This is a genomic window from Porphyrobacter sp. AAP60 (assembly GCF_001296025.1).
Lineage (GTDB): Bacteria > Pseudomonadota > Alphaproteobacteria > Sphingomonadales > Sphingomonadaceae > Erythrobacter.
The window spans coordinates 607,459-626,557 of the sequence record NZ_LJHV01000008.1 but is presented as its reverse complement, the minus strand read 5'-3'; the positions used below and the strand labels follow the sequence as shown (position 1 = coordinate 626,557).

22 protein-coding genes are annotated in these 19,099 nt (G+C 63.6%); 15 read left to right on the top strand and 7 right to left on the bottom strand.

The features are described from left to right. The first annotated feature begins 31 nt into the window (after window positions 1-31). Complete coding sequence (locus tag IP79_RS08955; protein WP_054118856.1) at window positions 32-421, top strand: VOC family protein; 390 nt, start codon at window positions 32-34, stop codon at window positions 419-421. Beyond that, the gene (locus IP79_RS08950; protein WP_054118855.1) at window positions 418-813 is read left to right on the top strand and encodes a cupin; all 396 of its coding nucleotides are present in this window, start codon (window positions 418-420) and stop codon (window positions 811-813) included. The genes IP79_RS08955 and IP79_RS08950 overlap by 4 nt, the downstream gene beginning before the upstream one ends. A 118-nt stretch (window positions 814-931) precedes the next feature. On the opposite strand, the gene IP79_RS08945 is transcribed toward IP79_RS08950, so the two are convergent. After that, window positions 932-2,518 (bottom strand): helicase HerA-like domain-containing protein, encoded by a 1,587-nt coding sequence (locus tag IP79_RS08945; protein ID WP_082337146.1) that lies wholly within the window; start codon window positions 2,516-2,518, stop codon window positions 932-934. A gap of 121 nt (window positions 2,519-2,639) precedes the next feature. Here IP79_RS08945 and pabB point away from each other — a divergent pair, with 121 nt between their 5' ends. The 5 genes from pabB (at window position 2,640) to IP79_RS08920 (ending at window position 6,608) form a co-directional block, all read left to right on the top strand. Beyond that, window positions 2,640-4,457, top strand: coding sequence for an aminodeoxychorismate synthase component I (pabB, locus tag IP79_RS08940; protein WP_054118854.1), 1,818 nt, complete (start codon window positions 2,640-2,642; stop codon window positions 4,455-4,457). Then, window positions 4,454-5,113, top strand: a complete 660-nt coding sequence (locus IP79_RS08935; protein ID WP_054118853.1) for an RluA family pseudouridine synthase — start codon at window positions 4,454-4,456, stop codon at window positions 5,111-5,113. Before pabB ends, IP79_RS08935 begins: the two co-directional genes overlap by 4 nt. After that, on the top strand, window positions 5,106-5,534 hold the full coding sequence (gene arfB / locus IP79_RS08930; RefSeq protein ID WP_054118852.1) for an alternative ribosome rescue aminoacyl-tRNA hydrolase ArfB: 429 nt from the start codon (window positions 5,106-5,108) through the stop codon (window positions 5,532-5,534). Before IP79_RS08935 ends, arfB begins: the two co-directional genes overlap by 8 nt. A gap of 153 nt (window positions 5,535-5,687) precedes the next feature. Then, a complete protein-coding gene (gene rpmG / locus IP79_RS08925) occupies window positions 5,688-5,855 on the top strand; it encodes a 50S ribosomal protein L33 (RefSeq protein WP_017664380.1) in 168 nt (55 codons plus the stop codon). An 84-nt stretch (window positions 5,856-5,939) separates the two neighbouring features. After that, complete coding sequence (locus IP79_RS08920) at window positions 5,940-6,608, top strand: LolA family protein (protein WP_054119041.1); 669 nt, start codon at window positions 5,940-5,942, stop codon at window positions 6,606-6,608. A 353-nt stretch (window positions 6,609-6,961) separates the two neighbouring features. Here IP79_RS08920 and IP79_RS08915 read toward each other — a convergent pair whose 3' ends face one another. Next, window positions 6,962-8,386, bottom strand: coding sequence for an alkaline phosphatase (locus IP79_RS08915; protein ID WP_054119040.1), 1,425 nt, complete (start codon window positions 8,384-8,386; stop codon window positions 6,962-6,964). 122 nt (window positions 8,387-8,508) lie between these two features. On the opposite strand from IP79_RS08915, the gene IP79_RS08910 reads away from it, so the two are divergent. After that, window positions 8,509-9,297, top strand: coding sequence for an exodeoxyribonuclease III (locus IP79_RS08910; RefSeq protein ID WP_054118851.1), 789 nt, complete (start codon window positions 8,509-8,511; stop codon window positions 9,295-9,297). Then, window positions 9,246-10,385: a GTP cyclohydrolase II gene (ribA, locus tag IP79_RS08905; RefSeq protein ID WP_082337113.1), complete on the top strand. Its 1,140-nt coding sequence runs from the start codon at window positions 9,246-9,248 to the stop codon at window positions 10,383-10,385. Before IP79_RS08910 ends, ribA begins: the two co-directional genes overlap by 52 nt. Before the next feature lie 269 nt (window positions 10,386-10,654). Here the strand turns inward: ribA and IP79_RS08900 are convergent, their stop codons facing one another. The 4 genes from IP79_RS08900 to IP79_RS15460 form a co-directional block, all read right to left on the bottom strand. Beyond that, a complete protein-coding gene (locus IP79_RS08900; RefSeq protein WP_156318205.1) occupies window positions 10,655-10,978 on the bottom strand; it encodes a hypothetical protein in 324 nt (107 codons plus the stop codon). Window positions 10,979-11,083: 105 nt separating this feature from the next. Beyond that, a complete protein-coding gene (locus IP79_RS08895; RefSeq protein ID WP_054118849.1) occupies window positions 11,084-11,845 on the bottom strand; it encodes a copper resistance protein CopC in 762 nt (253 codons plus the stop codon). A gap of 104 nt (window positions 11,846-11,949) precedes the next feature. Then, window positions 11,950-12,924: a hypothetical protein gene (locus tag IP79_RS08890; RefSeq protein WP_156318203.1), complete on the bottom strand. Its 975-nt coding sequence runs from the start codon at window positions 12,922-12,924 to the stop codon at window positions 11,950-11,952. Between the two features lie 51 nt (window positions 12,925-12,975). Continuing rightward, on the bottom strand, window positions 12,976-13,128 hold the full coding sequence (locus IP79_RS15460; RefSeq protein ID WP_156318201.1) for a hypothetical protein: 153 nt from the start codon (window positions 13,126-13,128) through the stop codon (window positions 12,976-12,978). A gap of 242 nt (window positions 13,129-13,370) precedes the next feature. Between IP79_RS15460 and IP79_RS08885 the strand changes: the two genes are divergently transcribed. Both IP79_RS08885 and IP79_RS08880 read left to right on the top strand, forming a co-directional pair. Beyond that, entirely contained in the window at window positions 13,371-15,245 is a 1,875-nt protein-coding gene (locus IP79_RS08885; RefSeq protein WP_054118847.1) for a sensor histidine kinase, read from the top strand. Window positions 15,246-15,315: 70 nt separating this feature from the next. After that, window positions 15,316-15,975 (top strand): response regulator, encoded by a 660-nt coding sequence (locus IP79_RS08880; RefSeq protein ID WP_054118846.1) that lies wholly within the window; start codon window positions 15,316-15,318, stop codon window positions 15,973-15,975. 171 nt (window positions 15,976-16,146) lie between these two features. Here the strand turns inward: IP79_RS08880 and IP79_RS08875 are convergent, their stop codons facing one another. Further along, window positions 16,147-17,067 carry a right-handed parallel beta-helix repeat-containing protein gene (locus IP79_RS08875; RefSeq protein WP_233994143.1) on the bottom strand — a complete coding sequence of 307 codons (921 nt, stop codon included), beginning with the start codon at window positions 17,065-17,067 and terminating at the stop codon, window positions 16,147-16,149. Here IP79_RS08875 and IP79_RS15680 point away from each other — a divergent pair. The 4 genes from IP79_RS15680 (at window position 17,066) to IP79_RS08860 (ending at window position 19,052) form a co-directional block, all read left to right on the top strand. Next, on the top strand, window positions 17,066-17,236 hold the full coding sequence (locus IP79_RS15680) for a hypothetical protein (protein WP_197273793.1): 171 nt from the start codon (window positions 17,066-17,068) through the stop codon (window positions 17,234-17,236). The two genes, IP79_RS08875 and IP79_RS15680, sit on opposite strands and share 2 nt — an antisense overlap. Before the next feature lie 14 nt (window positions 17,237-17,250). Next, window positions 17,251-17,538: a hypothetical protein gene (locus IP79_RS08870; protein ID WP_054118844.1), complete on the top strand. Its 288-nt coding sequence runs from the start codon at window positions 17,251-17,253 to the stop codon at window positions 17,536-17,538. A gap of 12 nt (window positions 17,539-17,550) precedes the next feature. Further along, window positions 17,551-17,772 carry a hypothetical protein gene (locus IP79_RS08865; protein ID WP_054118843.1) on the top strand — a complete coding sequence of 74 codons (222 nt, stop codon included), beginning with the start codon at window positions 17,551-17,553 and terminating at the stop codon, window positions 17,770-17,772. 77 nt (window positions 17,773-17,849) lie between these two features. Beyond that, window positions 17,850-19,052 carry an acyl-CoA dehydrogenase family protein gene (locus tag IP79_RS08860; RefSeq protein ID WP_054119038.1) on the top strand — a complete coding sequence of 401 codons (1,203 nt, stop codon included), beginning with the start codon at window positions 17,850-17,852 and terminating at the stop codon, window positions 19,050-19,052. Window positions 19,053-19,099: the final 47 nt, after the last annotated feature.

Genomic DNA, 19,099 nt, shown 5'->3' with positions numbered 1-19,099 from the left:
TGCGAGTCGCACAGTTACGGGAGGAAATCACATGATCGGTTACGTCACTTTGGGCACCAATGATCTGCCGCGCGCGGCGGCGTTTTACGATGCATTGGCCGGGCATTTCGGCCTCGGGCGGATGATGGATACCGAAGCCTTCATCGCCTGGGGCGAATGGGGCGGCGCGCCGGGGATTGCGGCCACCCTGCCGTTTGACGGGCAGGCCGCCACGGTCGGCAACGGGGTGATGGTCGCGCTCGAAGTGAAAGCGCCCGAAGCTGTCCACGCGGTCTATGATATCGCGATGGCGCATGGTGGTTCGTGCGAAGGCGCACCCGGCCCGCGCGGCGAAGACGGGTTCTACGCCGCCTATTTCCGCGATCCCGATGGCAACAAACTGAATGCCTTCTGCATGATCGCTGCCGAAACTCCGGCATGACCGCGCCCCGGCTGGACGAACGGTTCATCCACCTTGGACTGGGGGCGGCGGCAGAGGTGCTGCCGCCCTTCACCGGGATGGAATGGTACGAAGCCTATGGCGCGCGGGCCGCTGCCGATGGCGCGGAGGGGCGGCTGGTGTCGCAATACACCTTCACCGAAGATTGGGCCGCGTGGGAAATGCACCCCGCCGGTGCGGAAGTGGTGATCTGCACGCAGGGCGCGATGGTGCTGGTGCAGGAATGGCCGGACGGGCGGCGCGAGAGCGTGGCGCTCACGGCGGGGGAGTATGCGATCAATCCGCCGGGGGTGTGGCACACTGCCGATGTGGCCGAAGCGGCGACCGCGATTTTCATCACCGCTGGCGAAGGCACCACCCACCGCCCGCGCTAAGGCCCGCGCAAGACGCGGCTTAGACCCCGGTTAGACCCTCGCTTGCCCCCGCTTGCTGCCGTCTTGCTGCGCCGCGCTGCAATGTTTCACGTGAAACATTGCAGTTGGCGGGCAGACATCAGCGCATCAGGCCGCCGATCAGGTTGCGCACGAACCGGCCCACAATCGGTCCGGCAAGATCGGTGGCGATCGACCCTGCGGCAGAGGTGACGCCCGAGGCGATCGGATTGGCCCGGCTTTTCTTGCCCAGCATCTTCGACGCAGCCACGCCCGCCGCCCCGCCCAAGGCAACCTGCGTTCCGCGCGAAACTGCCTTGCCCCAAAGACTGGTGCTCTTGCGCGACCGTTTGCCGACTTCCTCCTCGCCCATTTCAGCCACTTCTTCGGCGGTGGCGGCGGCATCGATGGCCTTGGCGGCGAGCACTTCTTCGGCGCTCTCGCGGTTGATGCGGGTATCATACTTGCCTTCGAGCGGGCTGATCGACTGGATGATCGCGCGTTCCTTCGGCGTCACCGGCCCCAGCCGCGAACGCGGCGGCTTGATCAGGGTGCGCTCCACCACCGTTGGCGCGCCCTTTTCATCAAGGGTGGACACCAGCGCCTCGCCCACTTTCAACTCGGTGATCGCGGTTTCGACATCAAGGTTGGGGTTGATCCGGAACGTCTCTGCCGCTGCCTTGATTGCCCGCTGGTCACGCGGGGTGAAAGCCCGCAGCGCGTGCTGCACCCGGTTGCCAAGCTGGCCTGCGACTTTCTCGGGAATGTCGATCGGGTTCTGGGTGACGAAGAACACGCCCACCCCCTTGGACCGGATCAGGCGCACCACCTGTTCGATCTTGTCCTGCAAGGCCTTGGGCGCATCATCGAACAACAGGTGCGCTTCATCGAAGAAGAACACCAGCTTGGGCTTTTCCGGATCGCCCACTTCGGGCAGGCTTTCGAAAAGTTCGGCCAGCAGCCACAGCAGGAAGGTGGCGTAAAGTTTGGGGCTGCGCATCAGCTTGTCGGCGGCCAGCACGTTGACATAGCCGCGGCCCTGTTCGTCCACCTTCAGGAAATCGTCGATCTCCAGCGCCGGTTCGCCAAAGAAATGCTCCGCGCCCTGGGCTTCGAAGCTTAGCAATTGCCGCTGGATCGCACCGACCGAAGGCTTGGTGACATTGCCATATTTGCCCGACAGTTCGGCAGCGTTGGTGTTCGCCCATTGCAGCAGCGCGGTGAGATCGGCCAGATCGAGCAGCAGCAGGCCGTTCTCGTCAGCGTAACGGAAGATGATCTGCAACACGCCTTCCTGCGTCTCGTTGAGATCGAGCAGGCGGGCGAGCAGCAGCGGCCCCATTTCGCTGATAGTGGTGCGGATCGGGTGGCCCTGTTCGCCGAACAGATCCCAGAAAATCACGGGATTATCGGTATAGGCATAATCGGTGATGCCCAGTTCCTTGGCCCGCGCCTCAAGGCTGGCGGCGTGCTTGAAAGTGGACGATCCGGCCATTGCGATGCCTGAAAGGTCGCCCTTCACATCGGCAACGAACACCGGAACACCGGCGGCAGAAAAGCTTTCGGCAATGCCTTGCAGGGTCACTGTCTTGCCGGTGCCGGTCGCCCCTGCGATCAGCCCGTGACGGTTCGACCGGCTAAGCGCGAGCGCCTGCCGCGACCCGTCTGCCCCCAGACCCAGATAGATATCGCCCGCCATTTCCGTCATCATGCGCCCCCCGCTTTGGCCCCGTTTTGGCCCCGTAGTCACCGTTCCGCGCCTGAATGCAGGGGCACGCGGCGGCGGTCAAGTTCTCGACTTGGCGGCGAATTGGGCTAAGGATCGGCCCATGGGTCAGCCAGTGCCATTCGTCCTGCTCGATGACGCCCGCGCCGGAACGGCGGCGGCGGATGCGCTGCTGTACGAAGCGCCGCAGGCGGTGTTCGTCGCGCATCGGCCGGATCAGGTCGATGGCGTGCTGGCCGCAGCAGAGGCAGCGCGGGTGGCAAGCGGCGGATCGCTGGCAGGCTATATTGCTTACGAAGCCGGACTGGCGCTCGAACCGAAGCTGGCGGGCTTGGCCGCAGGACGATCAGGCGCGGCGGGGCCGCTGGTGTGGCTCGGCCTGTTCGGCGCCGCGCCACAGCGGATTGCGGCTGCCGATGTGCCCGCATGGCTGGCCGCGCGGGCAGAGGGGCCGGGCACGCTTGGCCCGATGGCGCCGCAATTGTCGCCGGGGGGCTACACACGGGCGTTCGCCGCAATGCGCGAGGCGATCCACGCGGGCGATATCTATCAGGCCAACCTCACCTATCCACTCGCCGGATCGTACCGCGGCGATCCGGTGGGGCTTTATGCCGCGCTGCGCCCCGCCGCCGATGCCGGTTATGGCGGGCTGATCTTCGATGGCTCGCACTGGCTGCTGAGCCTTTCGCCCGAGCTGTTTTTCGCCGTCGCCGGGGCCGAAGCCAAGGTCAAACCGATGAAGGGCACGCGTCCGCGCAGCCCCGATCCTGTGGCCGATCGCGCATTGGCGCAAGACCTTGCCACTTCAGTCAAAGACCGCGCCGAAAACCTGATGATCGTCGATCTGATGCGCAATGATCTGGCCCGCGTGGCCGAGGCGGGCAGCGTGGCGGTGGACGCGCCCTTCGCGGTCGAAACCTACCCCACGGTGCACCAGATGGTCTCGACCGTGCGCGCGCGGCTCAGCCCCGGCAAGGGCGCGATGGATCTGGTGCGGGCGCTGTTCCCGTGCGGTTCGATCACCGGCGCGCCCAAGATCCGGGCGATGGAATTGCTCGCTTCGGCAGAGCGTCACGCGCGCGGGCCTTACTGCGGCGCGATTGGCCGGATTGATGCTGATGGCAACGCGGCGTTCAATGTTGCGATCCGCACCTTGCGCCTCACCCCCATCGAAAACGGGCAAGGGTCAGCGGTGCTCGGCATCGGATCGGCGATTGTGGCGGATAGCGATCCGCTGTCCGAACGGCGCGAATGCGAGGTCAAGGCGGGCTTTTTGCGCCGCGCCGCGCCGGATCTGGCTGCACCGCAATGCGACCTGATCGAAACGATGAAGTTCACGCCCGATAGCGGCATCGCGCTGCTCGAAGGGCACCTTGCGCGGATGAAGGCGAGCGCGGCGGCGCTGGGTTTCGCCTTTGATCGGCACGCGGTGCGCAACCAGATCCAGGCCTTGTGTTTCGAGCTCGATGCGCCTGCGCGGGTGCGGCTGCTGGTCGCTCGCAGCGGAGCAAGCGCGCTCGAAACCGCGCCGCTGCCCGCGCCTTTGGGCGAGCCGGTGAAAGTCGCGGCGCTGCCCAATCCGCTCGACCCGTCCGACTGGCGACTGGCGCACAAGACATCGGATCGCGGCTTTTACGAAGACGCGCTCGCCGCGGCGCGCAGCTTCGGCGCGGACGAGGCCCTGCTGGTGCGGGCAGACGGGCTGGTGACCGAGGGCAGCTTCACCTGCGTCTTCGCCGAAGCGCCCGGCGGCATATTGCTGACCCCGCCCGTCACGCTGGGCCTGCTGCCCGGCGTGCTGCGCGAACACCTGCTCGGAGGCGGAAAAGCGCGCGAGGCAGACCTTACTCTCGATGATCTTCAACACGGTTTCTGGCTCGGCAATGCCCTGCGCGGACTGATGCGGGCAGAACTTATATGAACATTACAATCCTTTACGAAGACGGCGAAGCACTGGTGATCGACAAGCCCGCGGGCCTTTCAGTCGACCGGCCGCGCAAGGGCGGCGCATGTCTCGACGATCATCTCGAACAGCTGAAGCTGGGCTTCCAGCGCCCGCCCGTGGCGGTTCACCGGCTGGACACCGACACATCGGGCTGCCTGCTGCTCGCCCGCAATCCCAAGGCGCTGGCCCGGTTCAACAAGGCGTTCGAGGAACGGCTGGTGGGCAAGACCTACCTCGCGATCCTCGCCGGGCACCCGCCGGAGGCGAGCGGCACGATCGAATTGTCGCTCGCCAAGATCAGCTCCGCCGAAAAAGGCTGGCGCATGATCGCCGCCAAGAAGGGCAAGCCTGCCATCTCGCACTGGGAACTGGTGCAGGAACTGGGGCCGCACAGCCTGATTCGCTTCCGGCCTGAAACCGGCCGCACGCACCAGTTGCGGGTGCACGCGCTTAAAGGCTTGGGTGCGCCTTTGCTGGGTGATCCGGTCTATGGCGCGGGATCGGTGGCGGGTGCGAAGCGCACCATGCTCCACGCCGAATCGCTCACGGTCACCCGCTCCGGTAAACCCGCGATCAAAGCCCGCGCGCGCTTGCCAGCCGATTTCGCCGCGCTGGGGGCGATGGATGGATGACGACGCGCCCGAACCGTTAGCAGCGCGCGCGGTGCGTCTGGCAGAGGAAAGCTTCCTCGCTGGTTCCGGCCCCGGCGGCCAGAACGCCAACAAGGTCGCCACCGAAGTTGAGCTGCGGGTGAATATCTACGCCCTGCGCCTGTCCCCGCCGGTATTTGCACGGCTGCGCACGCTGGCGGGATCGAAACTGGCGGGGAACGGTGATCTCATCATCAATTCAAAGGCGCACCGCACGCAGGAAGCCAACCGCGCCGATGCCCGTGTCAAGCTGACCGCGCTGCTGGAAGAGGCGCAGACCGTGCCCAAGCGGCGCGCCAAAACACGGCTCAACCGCATCGGCAAGACTGCGCGGCTGAAGACCAAGAAGGTGCGCGGCGCGGTGAAGGCCAATCGCGGGCGGCCCAGCAGTTCGGACTGGTAAGGCGCGGGCGCAACCCGCCTTGACTTTTCCCCGTGAATCGGCGAATGGCGCGCCCATGTGGCGGTGTGCCGGGCCTTCCGGGCGCGCCGCTATTTGCTTTTTCAGCCCTGCGTGCAGCAATTCGCCGGGCCACCCAGTTTACAGGAACCCGCCATGGCGAAGCCAACCACCGTCAAGATCCGCCTCGTCTCGAGCGAGGGCACCGGCTTCTTCTACGTGACCAAGAAGAACCCGCGCAACATCACCGAGAAGATGAGCTTCCGCAAGTATGACCCGGTGGCGCGCAAGCACGTTGAATTCAAGGAAGCCAAGATCAAGTAAGATCGGCTTGCCGCGCCCCTGATGTATAAGGGCGGGCGCGATAATTCATCGACAGTTCAAGCCGGCGGCATTAGTCCGCCCGGCATGAAAAACCTCCACATCCCGTTTCGCGCAGCGTTGCTCGGCCTTGGTGCCGGCGCGCTTGCGCTTGGCCTCGTTCCCGGCGCGCCCGCATCCGTCACCGCGCCGCTCGCTGCACAGTCGGCTGGCGATCTTGACCGCGTGGTCGGTGCATTGCGCGAAATCAGCACGATGCAGGCCGATTTCAACCAGACCGACCGGATGGGGAACACCATCCGCGGTGTGATGACGCTGAAGCGTCCTGGCAAGATCCGCTTCGATTACGGCAAGGATGCCGATTTCCTCGTCATTTCGAACGGCAAGTCGCTCTACATGATCGATTACGAGGTCAACCAGGTCGAACGCTGGCCGATCGGCAATTCGCCGCTGGGCGCGCTGTTCGATCCGCAGAAGGATGTGAAGCGGTTCGGCAAGATGGTGCCGACCGGCAATCCCGATGTGCTGAGCGTTGAAGTGCGCGATCCCAAGAAGCCCGAATTCGGGATGATCAACATGATCTTCGTGCGCAACGCGGCGGCACCCGGCGGCCTCCAGCTGACCCATTGGGTGGCGCTGGATGCCCAGAACAACCGCACCCGCGTGGCATTGTCAAACCAGCGTTACGGCGTTGCGGTGGCTGATAGCACCTTCACATTCAAGGATCCGCGCCGCTCGACCCGTCGTCCGGGATAGGGCGGACGTCGACGAACGGTTGTATAGAACCGACAAAATTTCACCCGCGTTCATCTGCGTGAAAGGCTCGAACCGCTAATTATTGAAGGCAAGACGGGCTGAAGGGAGGTTTCCCCCCTGTTGCCCACCCTTCGAAGTGGGCCTGTCTTGAACAAGCGTGACGAACGCTCCATGGAACCCTCGACCCACCGCCCCCGGGTCGAGGGTTTTTGTTTGGGGTATTTGTGTTCCGCAGCGCATCCGCGCTGCGAAATCCTCGCTCACGCGCCCTACGGGCGCATCGCTGCGGGCGGCCGGCCGGCCTTGCGGCGTGGCTACGCCCGCCGGATAACGCCAAAGATCGGCCTTCTAAACTACTCCTCCCAGCCCAGCGCCTTGCGGATGATGTTGTAGATCACGTTCTGCTCGATCACGCCGCGTGCGCGCTGCGCGCCGGGGCCGGTGGCGAACAGGGCGACATCCTCGCCCGCGTGGGTTTCGCCGCCGGTCGGCACAAGCGACTGCTGGCGCGCAGCAATGCCGGTTTCGGGCACCTGCCGTTCGCCGCGCACCGCCCCGGGGCCATTGGCATAGCCGAGGGTGGTGTAAGGCTTGCCGTCCAGTGCCAGCACCGGCGAGGTTCCATCCCCGCCATCCTCGCCGCGCCCGGCGGGCGGCACCACCAGCCCGAGGATATCGTTGCCGCGCTGCGGGTAGCCCGCGATGGTGAACACGTGGCTGTGATCGGCCGTCACCATGATCAGCGTTTCAGCCGGATCGGTGTTGTCGACCGCATATTGCACCGCGCGGGCAAACTCGACCGCCTCCTCCAGTGCATAGCCCGCCTGTCCGCCGTGGTGCGCGTGATCGATGCGCCCGCCTTCGACCATCAGGTAGAACCCGTCAGGGTCAGCCGAAAGCCGTGTGATCGCCGTAGCGGTCATGTCGGTGAGAGTGGGTTCGGGCGAATCCGGCTTGCGATCGGCCATGTAGGTCAGGTGGCTGGGATTGAACAACCCGAGCACCGGCTTGTCCATCGGCGCGGCAGCCAGTTCGGCGGCGGTCTTGACCACGGTTCCGCCGCTTTTGGCGGCCCATGCACCGGGCAGATCGGCAGCGGCTTCGCTGCGGCGGCCGGCGCGCTCCTTGTCCTTGCCGTAGAACACCGAAGTGCCGCCGCCCAGCGCGACATCGAACTGCGTTTCCGCAAATTGCAGTGCGATGTCCTTGCAGCCCTGCCCCTGCTGATCGGCGGGGATGTTGCTATCGGCCTCCCAGTCGCGGTCAGCGCTGCGGGTGACGACGCTGGCCGGGGTGGCGTGGGTCAGCCGCGTGGTTGTGACGATACCGAGCGCGAGACCGCGTTGCTTCACCTCTTCGCCCAGCAAGGGCAACGGGTGGGCGAGCGCATCCGTGCACACGCCTTTCTCGGCGTCCGGCCCGATGCCAAGCACCCCGATCCGCGTCTTCAGCCCGGAATGCATCGCGGTCGCCGTGCCCGCGCTGTCAGGCACCTGGGCATTGGTGTTGTAGGTCTTGACCAGCGCCACATTAGGGAATTTTTCGAAGCTGAGGCTGTTTTCCTCGCCCGTCTCCCCGCGCTTTTGCGCTTCGTAGATGCGCGCCGCGGTGATGGTGGAGATGCCCATGCCATCGCCGATGAACAGGATCACGTTCTTCGCCTTGGCCGGTGCGGCGAGCTGGGCGACCGGTGCCGGACGGGGTTCCGCAGTGGTTGCACAAGCGCCCAGCGGAAGGGCAGCAGCGACAAGAGCGATCAGCACGCGGGACGGGGTCATCACAGGTTCTCCTTGATCGGCCGCGGTATCGGGTGCGAAGGTGACCGTAAAGTGACGGTTTGCGAATTGACCGCATCGCCGGTGGCTGGATTTTAAGGCTATAGCACCCTAAGTCCGCCCGCATGATCTCTGTCGCCACCTGGAACATCAATTCGGCCCGCCTGCGCATCGGCCTGATCGAAAAGCTGCTTACCGAAGCTGCGCCCGACATCCTGTGCCTGCAGGAAATCAAGTGCGAGAGCCACCTGTTTCCCGCCGAAGCGCTCGCCAATCTCGGCTACATCCATCAGGCGGTGAGCGGGCAGAAGGGATATCACGGCGTGGCCACGGTCAGCCGCGTGCCGATCCGCGAAGCCGCCCGCCACGATTGGCAGAACAATGGCGAGGCGCGGCACATCGGGGTAGAGGTGCTGGGCAAGGATATGCTGGTCGAGAACGTCTATGTCCCCGCAGGCGGCGACGTGGCCGACCGCGCCGTGAACTCCAAGTTCGGCCAGAAGCTCGATTTCCTCGAACGGATGACACAGTGGGCGGGCAAGCTGGATCGCCCGACGCTGATCGTCGGCGATTTCAACATCGCCCCGCTGGAAAGCGATGTGTGGAGCCACAAGCAACTGCTCAAGGTCGTCAGCCACACGCCGATCGAGGTCGAGACGCTGGGCAGATTCCGCGACGCGCACGGCTGGGTCGATATCGGGCGCGAACATGTGCCCCACCCGGCGCGCTATTACAGCTGGTGGAGCTATCGCAATCCGGCCTGGCAGGAGAACGACAAGGGCCGCAGGCTCGATCACATGTGGGCCTCGCCCGATCTCGCCAAGCAGGTCACCGCGCACCGCGTGCTGGAAGATGCGCGGGCATGGACGCAGCCGTCCGATCACGTGCCGCTGGTGACGGAGTTCGATCTCTGACCACGCCGTCGCCTGCCCCATCGCCCGAACGCCGTGCGGCGCAGGCGGTCGATGCGCTGCGCCACGGCTGGCCGCTGGCGTTTGATGGCGGGCCGGTCTTGCTGCCGGTCGAAACCGCCATTGCACAAGGCGTGCACGCGCCGCGAATGCTGATTTCCGCCGCCCGCGCCGCGACCCTGAAACTCGCCAACCAGCGCGAGGCCGCCCGAAGTTCTGGCGTACCCCATTCGCCGGTGCTGATTGCGGGCGGTGAGGCTTTCACCCTGCGCGATGCCCTGCCGATTGCCGATCCGGCGCTGGATCTCGGCAATCCGCTCAAAGGCCCGTTCAAGGCGGCGGGGCTGGATTGGGCCGAAACCGCCGCCGCCGCGCTGGAACTGGCGCGGATTGCGGGGATCCTGCCTGCGTTTCTCGTCGATCCGGTGGATGCGGGCGAGGCGGTGCCGGTGGCCGTGTCCGATCTCGCCGCCTATTCGCAAGCCGGTGCGCTCAGGATCGTCACCCGCGCCCGCCTGCCCGTCTCTGCCGCAGAGGATGCCGAGATCGTCGCCTTCCGCTCCGCCGCCGATTTGCGCGAACACGTCGCGCTGGTCATCGGCAAGCAGAGCGGTGATCGCCAGCCACTGGTGCGGCTGCATTCCGAATGCCTGACCGGCGATATCCTCGGCAGCCTCAAATGCGATTGCGGCCCGCAACTCGACGCAGCGCTGCACGCCATGGCGCATGAAGCGCGCGACTCAGGCGGGTGGGGCGTGCTGCTCTATATGCGGCAGGAAGGACGCGGGATCGGGCTGATCAACAAACTGCGCGCCTACCGCCTGCAGGATCAGGGCTTCGACACGGTCGAGGCGAACCAGCGATTGGGCCTGCCCGATGAAGCCCGCGATTTCCCGGTCGCGGCGCGGATGCTGGAACTGCTGGGGGCGCGCACGATCCGGCTGCTGACCAACAATCCGGCCAAGGTCGCCGCGCTATCAGCGGCAGGGATCACCGTGAGCGAACGCGTGCCGCACCAGCTCCCCGACAATCCGCACAACGCCCGCTATCTGGCGACCAAACGCGACCGGTCAGGGCATCTGCTGATCTGAAGACGGTCGCCTGATCAGGCGGGCCGTGAACCGGTGGAGGGTTGTGTCCAATTTTCACATTCTCCGCCCAAAAGCGGACATTCTGGAAACGACCCCGTTTCGGTCATTGAGCCTTTCGAAGATTTTGGCGTGCCGTTGGTAGCGGCAGCTTCTTTTTTGACCGTGGCGGGGCAGATTGGCTTGCACATAGCCTTAGCTTGGCATGAAGCAGCCAGACGAAGCCGCGAGTTGCGGTCCGTGCTGCCGCGCAGCTTTGCGCGTCAGGCCAATCAGCCGGCGAGGAGTTTGACATCCCGCGCCATTACCCAACCGGAATCGCATGGGCCGAAATAATCGGTATCTTCTGCGACCGGGGACGATACCTCGCAGTCCTCGCCCTGGTATGTGGCATAGATGATGCCGACCATTTGTTCGTCATTGCTGGTTTCGCAGACCCAGACGGGGGTGGCTTCTGCCAACTCGCCAATGGGTTCAAGTTCCTCGCTGGCACCCGGATACACGCTGATCGTGGTCTCCGGCGCGAGTTCGACAATCTCGCCGTAGCTGCACGGATCGGTTTCGGACGCGCTCAGCGTGACCGGCTCGTTTCCCATTGTGTAGCGGGGCTGTGCTTGCAGAGGCGCTGCAACAAGGCAGGCTGTCATCACCAGTGGCAAAAACTTCGGCATGGTTACGTCACTTTCCAAAACAGGGGCTTTTCACTCATCGGTAGAACTGACCGTGAATTTGGCGGTGCTGGTCGTCTCCGATACGCTGCCGTCGGGATGCGACACGGTAAACCTGTATGTGATGCCATACTTTCCTGGAGGCGTCAGGCTGGGATCAACCGGAAATTTGAACTCCTGCCCGGTCAGTTCGCTTGTGACCGGCGTATCGGCACCGACAATCGTAGCGATAGTTTTCATGACCGTTTTAACGGAGACACCGTCATCGACCTCCACCATCCGCACCACATCAAGGCTTTGCAGAGTAATGACCTGATCCAGGTTCATCTTAATCTGCGTGAGCGGTTCCGACAGATAGCTACCATTGTAAGGTATCTGCACATAAAACTTGGGCGGGGGGTATTTTCCCTGCAATTCGAAATAGATGTGGCCGTTAAGCGATTTGACGGATTCTCCGGTCACGAGGTATGATAATTGGTATCTGCCTACTTCGGTTAGCGCAGCAGGAAGCGGCAGCTCGACAACCTTGGCAGCCACCGTGGTTTCTGAGAAATCGCCGTCCGCGGGATAAACGTTGATCTTCTCGCCCGACGGGTCACGGATGCTCAAGAGGACCAGTTCGACCGGCTTATCGAACTCCAGCCGCACGGCGGTGAGCGGCTGTTCTTTCAGCACGTCGTCCTTCGCCGGAAATGACTGGATCACCTTGGCGGATTGCGGGCTTTGTGCCGCAGCGGGGGCGGCGATCAACGCCGTCAGCATTGCCACTGCGATCATCGAAAATTGGCGCTTCACTCTGAATTCCTTCGGTTACCTTGGCTTGATTCTGCAACAGAGGCGCTGCCTTGATCGGCTCATCCACCTGGGGGGATGCAGACGCAGGCAGCGCCGCCGTCTGTTCAGCAGCCGCTCTTTTTCTTCTTCTTGCCAAGCCCGCCCAGCGCGCCGCCAAGGGCCGCGCCGGTGCGGCCTCCCAGCGCACCGCCAATCGCCGCACCGACGTCCGATCCGGTGGTGCATTCAGCAGCCTTGGTGGCAGGTTCGCTTGTCGAAGCCGACGCAGCGGAGGATGTGTCCGAAGACTTGTCTGCACCCTTGAAGAAGGCCTTGGCATCGGGTGACAAGCCTGACGGAATCGAGTTGTAATCCAGCCCATCGTTCATGGCGTTGGCGTAGATCGTGTTGAAGTCCCTGACTGAAGCGAGGTCAACTTCAGCATAAGACAGGTGCTCATAACTCGATGTGCACCAGATGCCCCAATCATCCAGCTCGCCCGGTGCACACGGCTTGCCGTTCTTCAGGCGCGGAGCGGGCGCGTTTTTGATTTCCGTGAAGCATTGCTTGTTGTTGTTCGATGCCTGCCAGCCGGTGGGACAGCGGTTCAGGATGCCGGCCCTGGCGATGCCGTCGGGTCGGTCGGCAAAACGCGCGGTCAACAAGTCATATGAGGTGCACACCAGATCGTTGACTGTATCGACAAAATAGCCCTGATCGCAGGCAACAGTCTTGTTCTGCCGAACATAGACCGCTGGCGTTGGCTTGACGGCCATAAACGGCACACAGAAAGCAGAGTCTTTCTCACGATTCCATCCATAAGGGCATTTGCCCTTCTGCCATGGCATTTCCAGACGCCCGGTTGTGCGTCCCTGTGCCTCAGCCGATGGGGCAGTTGCCAGCGAACTGGCGGCGCACAGGATAAGCCCAGCAGCGGCGAGAATGGTCTTGGATGAAAGTGAACGCATCGAATTTTCCCCTGATTTGAACGTGGTAACTGATGGCCCCCATGCTGATGCAATCGCGCTGGTTGCCTGCTTGATAACTGGATAAAAACGCAGGGACGCCGCGTCGCGGCAGCGCCCCTGCCAGTGTTCCACGGGGCCGGGTCGCATTGAGCCCGCGGACTGGATCGACCGTCGCAACCGGAGTCAGTCGGCCGAGCTAGCGGATGTGAGGTTCGGTGCCTTTGCACTGGCAGATACGCCAAGCCCGGCCGCCGCAAGGCTGGCAACCAGCCCGATATTGGCAAGGCCGAGTGCGGCGGCGATCAACAGGCGGCTGCGGCTTTCATTGCGGGACACGGATCACTCCCCTGTTGCGTCCTTGTTCGGTGGCAACAGGGTTAGAAGGGTTGGCGGCGATGCGGCATCCCACGCGCCATGGCTCCCATATCATGGGATGCTGCCCGCCAGTGGCAGGCATGGTGTGAAGCGTGCGCCCGCTTGTTGTCCCATCCCTCGCCACTGCCTGATTTGGCCTCTTTTCAGACAAATGGCTTTGCGGCATTGCAGGCCCATAATCGGGGGGCCGTGTCATAAGCATAATGGGTCGTTTCAACTGGGCGCAGCTCGGCAAGCTGCTGGCCGCGGTGGTGCTGGTGCAGGCGATTTACTGGCTGGCGATCGACCGGCCCCTGTTCCATGCCGATCCGGGCAGGGAACCGGGCCTTATAGCCGTGAGCGATGTCGCGGTTGCCCGGCTGACCGCGCCCGATTTTGCAGAGGCTGCAAAGGCACGTTTCGAACCGGCCGAACTGCCGTGGACATATTGCTGCGACACGGCCGTGTTTGCGGTCAAAATGACCTTCGTGATTGATCGCGTGCCTGCGGAGGGATTGGGGATTTTCCCCAACTTGCAGACTGACAACTTCCAGCTTGCGCTGAACGGATCGCCGATTGTCGTGCGCGGGCGGATGGAGCCGGGCAATGGCAGTTTTCACGGTCAGGTGCGCACGCTGGTGCGGATGCCTTCGGGGTTGCTTAAGCCGGGCAAGAACACACTGACCTTCATCACCTTGCGCGATGGGTTTCCCTATACCGACGTGTACGAACCTAAAATCGCCGATTACGCTGCCCTGGAACAATACACCGCGCGCAGATTGTTCCTCGCGTCGCCCTTCTACCTTCTGACCGGAGGGTTGCTCGGCCTGCTCGGGCTGATTGCGACGATCATGATGTTTCGCTCGGACGACTGGCGCTTTGCGGCCTGGCTCAGCCTGCTGTGCGCTGGATTTGTGGCCAATGCGGGCTATTATTTGTGGCTTGATCCGCCGGTCGATGGCTGGGGAAGGATGGTGGCCTTCTTTGCGATCTACCAGCTGATCCCGGCCGCGATGCTGTGTTTCGTCGATAGTTGGACGGGCAGGCCGGTGCCATGGCTGCAACCCATGACGGTGGCGATCTATCTGGGTGCCATGGTGGTGACTGCCTGGCATATTTACCGTGTGCCGATGCCCGAAGGCTTCGATGTGCCTGCGATGATCTGGATCTGGTATCTGGGCGCATCGGCTGTGGCGGTGGTCGCCCGGCTCGCCTGGCACTTTGCCACGCAAGCTGAAGACCGCCTGCTGGAAAGCGCCCTGATGACGGTGATCGCGGCAGCATTGCTGATGGATGCCGCGCTGGAATGGTTTCCCGAACTGCAACTGACAGGGGACAATGTCGGAAATTCCGCGGTCTTCCTGCTGCTGGCAATGACGGCGGCGTTCCTCACCCGCAATTTCCGGCTGTTCCAGTCGCAAGGGGCGCTGAACGCGATGCTTCAGGAGAAGGTCACCCGGCGCGAAGCCGAACTGGCCGAGGCGGCTGTGCGCGAACAGGCGCTGGTGCGCGCACAAGCGCATGACGAGGAACGCCGCCGGATCATGCGCGACCTGCACGATGGCCTTGGCAGCCAACTGATGACGATGATGCTGAGCGCAAGACTGGGCGAGGCCGATCCGCCCAAGGTCGCCGAAGGTTTGCAGAGCGTGATCGACGAGATGCGGCTGATGGTCGATTCGATGGATTCGGTGGGAGATTCCCTGGAAGCGGCGCTCGCCACGTTCCGTGCGCGCATCCAGCCCAGGATCGAGGCGGCAGGCTTCGCCTTTCGCTGGGTTCAGCCTGCCATGCTCAATGCGCCTGATCTTGGCCCGCGCGATGTCTTGCAGGTGTTTCGCATCATGCAGGAAGCGGTCACCAACGCGCTCAAACATTCGGGCGGGAGCGAAATTGCGGTCGAGGTCTCGGCGACCGGCGATGGCGCAGTGACGGTCGCCGTTGCTGACAACGGATCAGGCGGCGCGGGCACGGGCGACGCGGGGCGCGGCCTTGCCAATATGCGGGTGCGCGCAAGGGCCGTGGGGGCCGATTATGCGGTGCAATCCGAACCCGGCAAAGGCACGCGCATCACGCTTGCCCTGCTCCAGCCCGCCTGATGCGCGCATCCCATAACTTTCGCCCCGGCGTGGGATGGGCGCAGATGCGCGGCGCTGATAGATTTTCGGCATGACCACACCTTCGGCCCCAGCGCCCGTGCGCATCGCAATCATCGAAGATGAGCCGGCGGTGCGCCGCTATTTCATGCAGATCATGGGAATGGCGGAAGGGCACGATGTGATTGCAATGGCCCCGGACCTCGCAACGGGTCGCGGGCTGATCAGCCTGGCACCCGATCTGTTCCTGATGGATATCGGCCTGCCCGATGGTAACGGCTATGATCTGGTGCCGGAAATCAAGGCGGGCTGCGCGGCCAAGGTGCTGATCATCAGTTCTTTTGGCGACCGCGACACCGTGGTAAAGGCCTTGTCGGCGGGTGCTGACGGCTATCTGCTCAAGGATAGCTCTCCGCAGCAAATCCTTGATGGCATTGCAATCACGCTGGATGGCGGTGCGCCAGTCAGTCCTGCAGCGGCGGTCTATCTGCTTGATCTGCTGCGTGCGCCTGCGCCCACATCGCCCTTTCAACCCTCTGCGGAGACTGACGCCCGGCTCACCCAGCGCGAGACTGAGCTGCTGCGTGCCTTTGCCGAAGGCAAGAGCTACAAGGAAGCCGCCCGCGCGCTGAACATTTCGCCCCACACCGTCGGCACTCACGTCAAGGCGATTTACCGTAAACTGGAGGTCAATTCGCGCAGCGACGCGATCCGGCAGGCATTCCGCAGCTGAACTAAAATAGTCAAATAGCAGGCACGCACCCATTGCGGGCCCAGCCATTCGGTTGGAGGCCGTGGCAACGATTGACGGGATGGCAGGAATCCACCCACTTGCAGCCATTAACACTACGGCCTTGGCATCCTGAAAGCGGATATTTGGTGCGCTTTTCCGGAAGCGCAAACCCTAACGCTGTTCGTACTGCTTCAGCCCCGCTGCCAGCCGGTTGCCCTGCATTGCGATGCGCGTGCCTGTCCAATCGGCGAAGAACACGCTGTTGCGCTGCAGACCGGGGACGAAGCGGGCTTCGTTGTTCTCGACCTTGAGCCCGTCGGACGGGTGGAGCAGGTCTTCCGCGCCCAGCGCGATGAAGGCCGAGTAATTCTCCTTGTCGCGCCCCTGCACGAACCAGTTATCGGCAATCCGTCCGGTGCTGCCCGCGGGCAGATCGATCATGTAATTGGTGGTGCGCCCGTTCGCGTCATCGAAGCTGTTGCCTTCGATTACCACCTCGGCGGCGCGGGCCTTGAGATAATGGCCGCCGGTGCCGCGTTCGAACCGGCTTTCGCGCACGGTGAGCGATCCGTAATCGCCGATATAGAGCGAATGCGCGCAGCCCGACGAATTCTCGCAGGTGCCAAGCCCGGTGAAGGTTGACCGGGTGATGTAGATCCGCCCGCCCGGATCATTGCCCGTCAGGATGCCCTGCTGGCTGTTTTCGAACCGCGCATAGGCGACGTTGAGCGCGCCCTGTTCCAGCCGGATGCCTGCGCCATTGCCATCGGCCACCGCCAGATTGCTGAAGGTGATGCCGCGCACCTCTGCCCCCGTGCCGCGCAGCACGAAAGCGGCTTTGCCTTCACAGGATCGGCCAGCAAAGGTGACTTTGCCCGGTTCTTCCGCTTCGTAGATGATCACGCCCTGCTGCTGCACCGCGCACTGGCGGTAGAGGCCGTTCGCGATGCGGATCGTGGCGCGGCTGTTGCCGACTGCGTTGACCGCTTCCTGCAGGGTGGCAAAGGTCTGCCCGCTTTCGACCACGGTAAAGGCGCCGGGCACGGGCTGGGCCTTGATGGCCACGGCAGGCAAGGCGAGCGCGGCGGCCATGGCAAAAACGGCGGTGCGGGAGAATGGTGCGATCTTCATCATGGATGCGATTGTATCACGCGCCGTAGCCGCTGCCATGCATTGCGGCGGCGGTGTGCCCATTTGGCACTTGGCGTTCGCGGCTTTGCTTGGCTACACCGTGGCGCATACCGATACTGGAACCGCCTGAGGAGAGACTACCCCATGATCAAGATCGCCCCCCTTTTCGCCCTGACTGGTGCAGCTTTGTTGCTCGCCGCCTGCGGTAGCTCCAATGATGCCTCGACCGAAGCGACCGCAGATACGGTGGAGATGCCTGCTGACGAAGCGCTGACAGCGATCACCGACGAACCCGTCGAAGATCCCGCCGCCACCGCCACCGATGAGCCCGCAACTGAGGCTGAAAACGAAGCCAGCGCCGAAGATGCGGCCGATGCTGCGGCGGAAGTCGCCAGCGAAGCCGCGGCTGCCGCTGATGCACCGAGCCAGTAAGGCAGGCCTGCGATGCGCCTGTTGATCGCGGCCAGCCTTGGCCTCACCCTCGCCCTTGCCGCCTGCGGTAACGAAGGCGCCAGCGCGCCCGGCGGGGTGAGCGAAGGGGAGGCCAAGGCACTGGAGGAGGCGGCATCGATGCTCGATGAACGCCGCCTTCCGCCCGAAGCGCTGCCGCCCGAGGCGCAATCTGCCGATTTGACAGGCGACACCGCCGCACCAGACGCCGAATAGGCCCGCGCCATCCAGTACCCATTCCGCGCGCCACGTAATTGTGCCTGCGCGCCTCCCGCTCAAGGACGATGAATGCCATGAATGCCCCTGCCACGCTTCCTTCCGTCAGCAATCCGGGAATGGACGAGGACGTGTTCGAGCAGTTTGCCGAACAGCTGACCCGCTATGTCCGCGAGCGGCTGATCCCCGCCGAAGCGCAGGTGATCGCCGAAGATCGCGTGCCGGACGATATCCTGAACGAGATGCGCGAGATGGGCCTGTTCGGCCTGTCGGTGCCCGAAGAATATGGCGGGGCGGGGCTGAACATGACGCAATATGCCCGCGTGGTGAACATCATGGCCTATGCCGCGCCCGCATACCGTTCGATCTTCTCGATCAATGTCGGCATGTTTTCTAGCGCGCTTAAGAACGGCGCGACCGAAGCCCAGAAGGCCGAATGGTATCCGCAGATCGCCGCAGGCAAGATCGCCTGCTTCGGCCTGACAGAGCCGGGCTCAGGCAGCGATTCGGCTGGATTGCAGACCACCGCCGTGCCCGACGCGCAAGGCAATGGCTGGATCCTCAACGGCACCAAGCGGTACATCACCAACGCCCCACACGCCGATGTCGCACTGATCATGGCGCGCACTGACAAGCAGGCGCTGCCCAAGAACGCGCATGTCAGCGCCTTTCTGGTGCCGATGAATGCACCCGGCGTTTCGACCGGATCGCCCGATCGCAAGATGGGCCAGAGCGGATCGCACATTTCCGACATCATGCTCGATGATGTGCGCGTGCCGGGTGATGCGCTGCTCGGCGGGGAGACCGGCAAGGGCTTTGTCTTCGCGATGAAGAGCCTTGATAACGGACGCATTTCGGTGGGCGCGGCGGCGACAGGCTATGCCCGCCGCGCGCTCGATTCGGCACTGCGCTACGCCAACGAGCGCAAGGCCTTCGGCGAACCGATCGCCAATTTCCAGCTGATCCAAGCGATGCTGGCCGACAGCGGAATCGAGATCTACGCGGCTGAGGCGATGATGCGCGATGTCACCGCGCGTGCCGACGCCGGCGAGAACATCCTTGTGAAAGCCGCCGCCTTCAAAGTCTTCGCCAGCGAAATGTGCGGCCGCGTGGTGGACCGCGTGGTGCAGGTCTATGGCGGCGCGGGGTACCTTGCCGAATATGACGCCGAACGCTTCTTCCGCGATGCCCGTATCTACCGGATTTACGAAGGCACGACCCAGATCCTGCAACTCCAGATCGCCAAGCACATGCTGCGCGAGTGGAAAGAGAATGCCTGACGTGCGGATCCCCACCCCATTGCAGCTAGGTTCGCTGCGCTCACCAA

What these genes read in the sequence shown, in the direction of transcription:
- IP79_RS08880 (WP_054118846.1), top strand. Translation starts at nt 15,316, where the DNA reads ATGACCACACCTTCGGCCCCAGCGCCCGTGCGCATCGCAATCATCGAA.
- ribA (WP_082337113.1), top strand. Translation starts at nt 9,246, where the DNA reads ATGGACGCAGCCGTCCGATCACGTGCCGCTGGTGACGGAGTTCGATCT.
- IP79_RS15680 (WP_197273793.1), top strand. Translation starts at nt 17,066, where the DNA reads ATGGCAAAAACGGCGGTGCGGGAGAATGGTGCGATCTTCATCATGGAT.
- IP79_RS08875 (WP_233994143.1), bottom strand. Translation starts at nt 17,067, where the DNA reads ATGGCCGCCGCGCTCGCCTTGCCTGCCGTGGCCATCAAGGCCCAGCCC.
- IP79_RS08900 (WP_156318205.1), bottom strand. Translation starts at nt 10,978, where the DNA reads ATGGGAAACGAGCCGGTCACGCTGAGCGCGTCCGAAACCGATCCGTGC.
- IP79_RS08870 (WP_054118844.1), top strand. Translation starts at nt 17,251, where the DNA reads ATGATCAAGATCGCCCCCCTTTTCGCCCTGACTGGTGCAGCTTTGTTG.
- IP79_RS08945 (WP_082337146.1), bottom strand. Translation starts at nt 2,518, where the DNA reads ATGACGGAAATGGCGGGCGATATCTATCTGGGTCTGGGGGCAGACGGG.
- IP79_RS08865 (WP_054118843.1), top strand. Translation starts at nt 17,551, where the DNA reads ATGCGCCTGTTGATCGCGGCCAGCCTTGGCCTCACCCTCGCCCTTGCC.
- IP79_RS08955 (WP_054118856.1), top strand. Translation starts at nt 32, where the DNA reads ATGATCGGTTACGTCACTTTGGGCACCAATGATCTGCCGCGCGCGGCG.
- pabB (WP_054118854.1), top strand. Translation starts at nt 2,640, where the DNA reads ATGGGTCAGCCAGTGCCATTCGTCCTGCTCGATGACGCCCGCGCCGGA.
- rpmG (WP_017664380.1), top strand. Translation starts at nt 5,688, where the DNA reads ATGGCGAAGCCAACCACCGTCAAGATCCGCCTCGTCTCGAGCGAGGGC.
- IP79_RS08915 (WP_054119040.1), bottom strand. Translation starts at nt 8,386, where the DNA reads ATGACCCCGTCCCGCGTGCTGATCGCTCTTGTCGCTGCTGCCCTTCCG.
- IP79_RS08860 (WP_054119038.1), top strand. Translation starts at nt 17,850, where the DNA reads ATGAATGCCCCTGCCACGCTTCCTTCCGTCAGCAATCCGGGAATGGAC.
- IP79_RS08910 (WP_054118851.1), top strand. Translation starts at nt 8,509, where the DNA reads ATGATCTCTGTCGCCACCTGGAACATCAATTCGGCCCGCCTGCGCATC.
- IP79_RS08885 (WP_054118847.1), top strand. Translation starts at nt 13,371, where the DNA reads ATGGGTCGTTTCAACTGGGCGCAGCTCGGCAAGCTGCTGGCCGCGGTG.
- arfB (WP_054118852.1), top strand. Translation starts at nt 5,106, where the DNA reads ATGGATGACGACGCGCCCGAACCGTTAGCAGCGCGCGCGGTGCGTCTG.
- IP79_RS08950 (WP_054118855.1), top strand. Translation starts at nt 418, where the DNA reads ATGACCGCGCCCCGGCTGGACGAACGGTTCATCCACCTTGGACTGGGG.
- IP79_RS08920 (WP_054119041.1), top strand. Translation starts at nt 5,940, where the DNA reads ATGAAAAACCTCCACATCCCGTTTCGCGCAGCGTTGCTCGGCCTTGGT.
- IP79_RS08935 (WP_054118853.1), top strand. Translation starts at nt 4,454, where the DNA reads ATGAACATTACAATCCTTTACGAAGACGGCGAAGCACTGGTGATCGAC.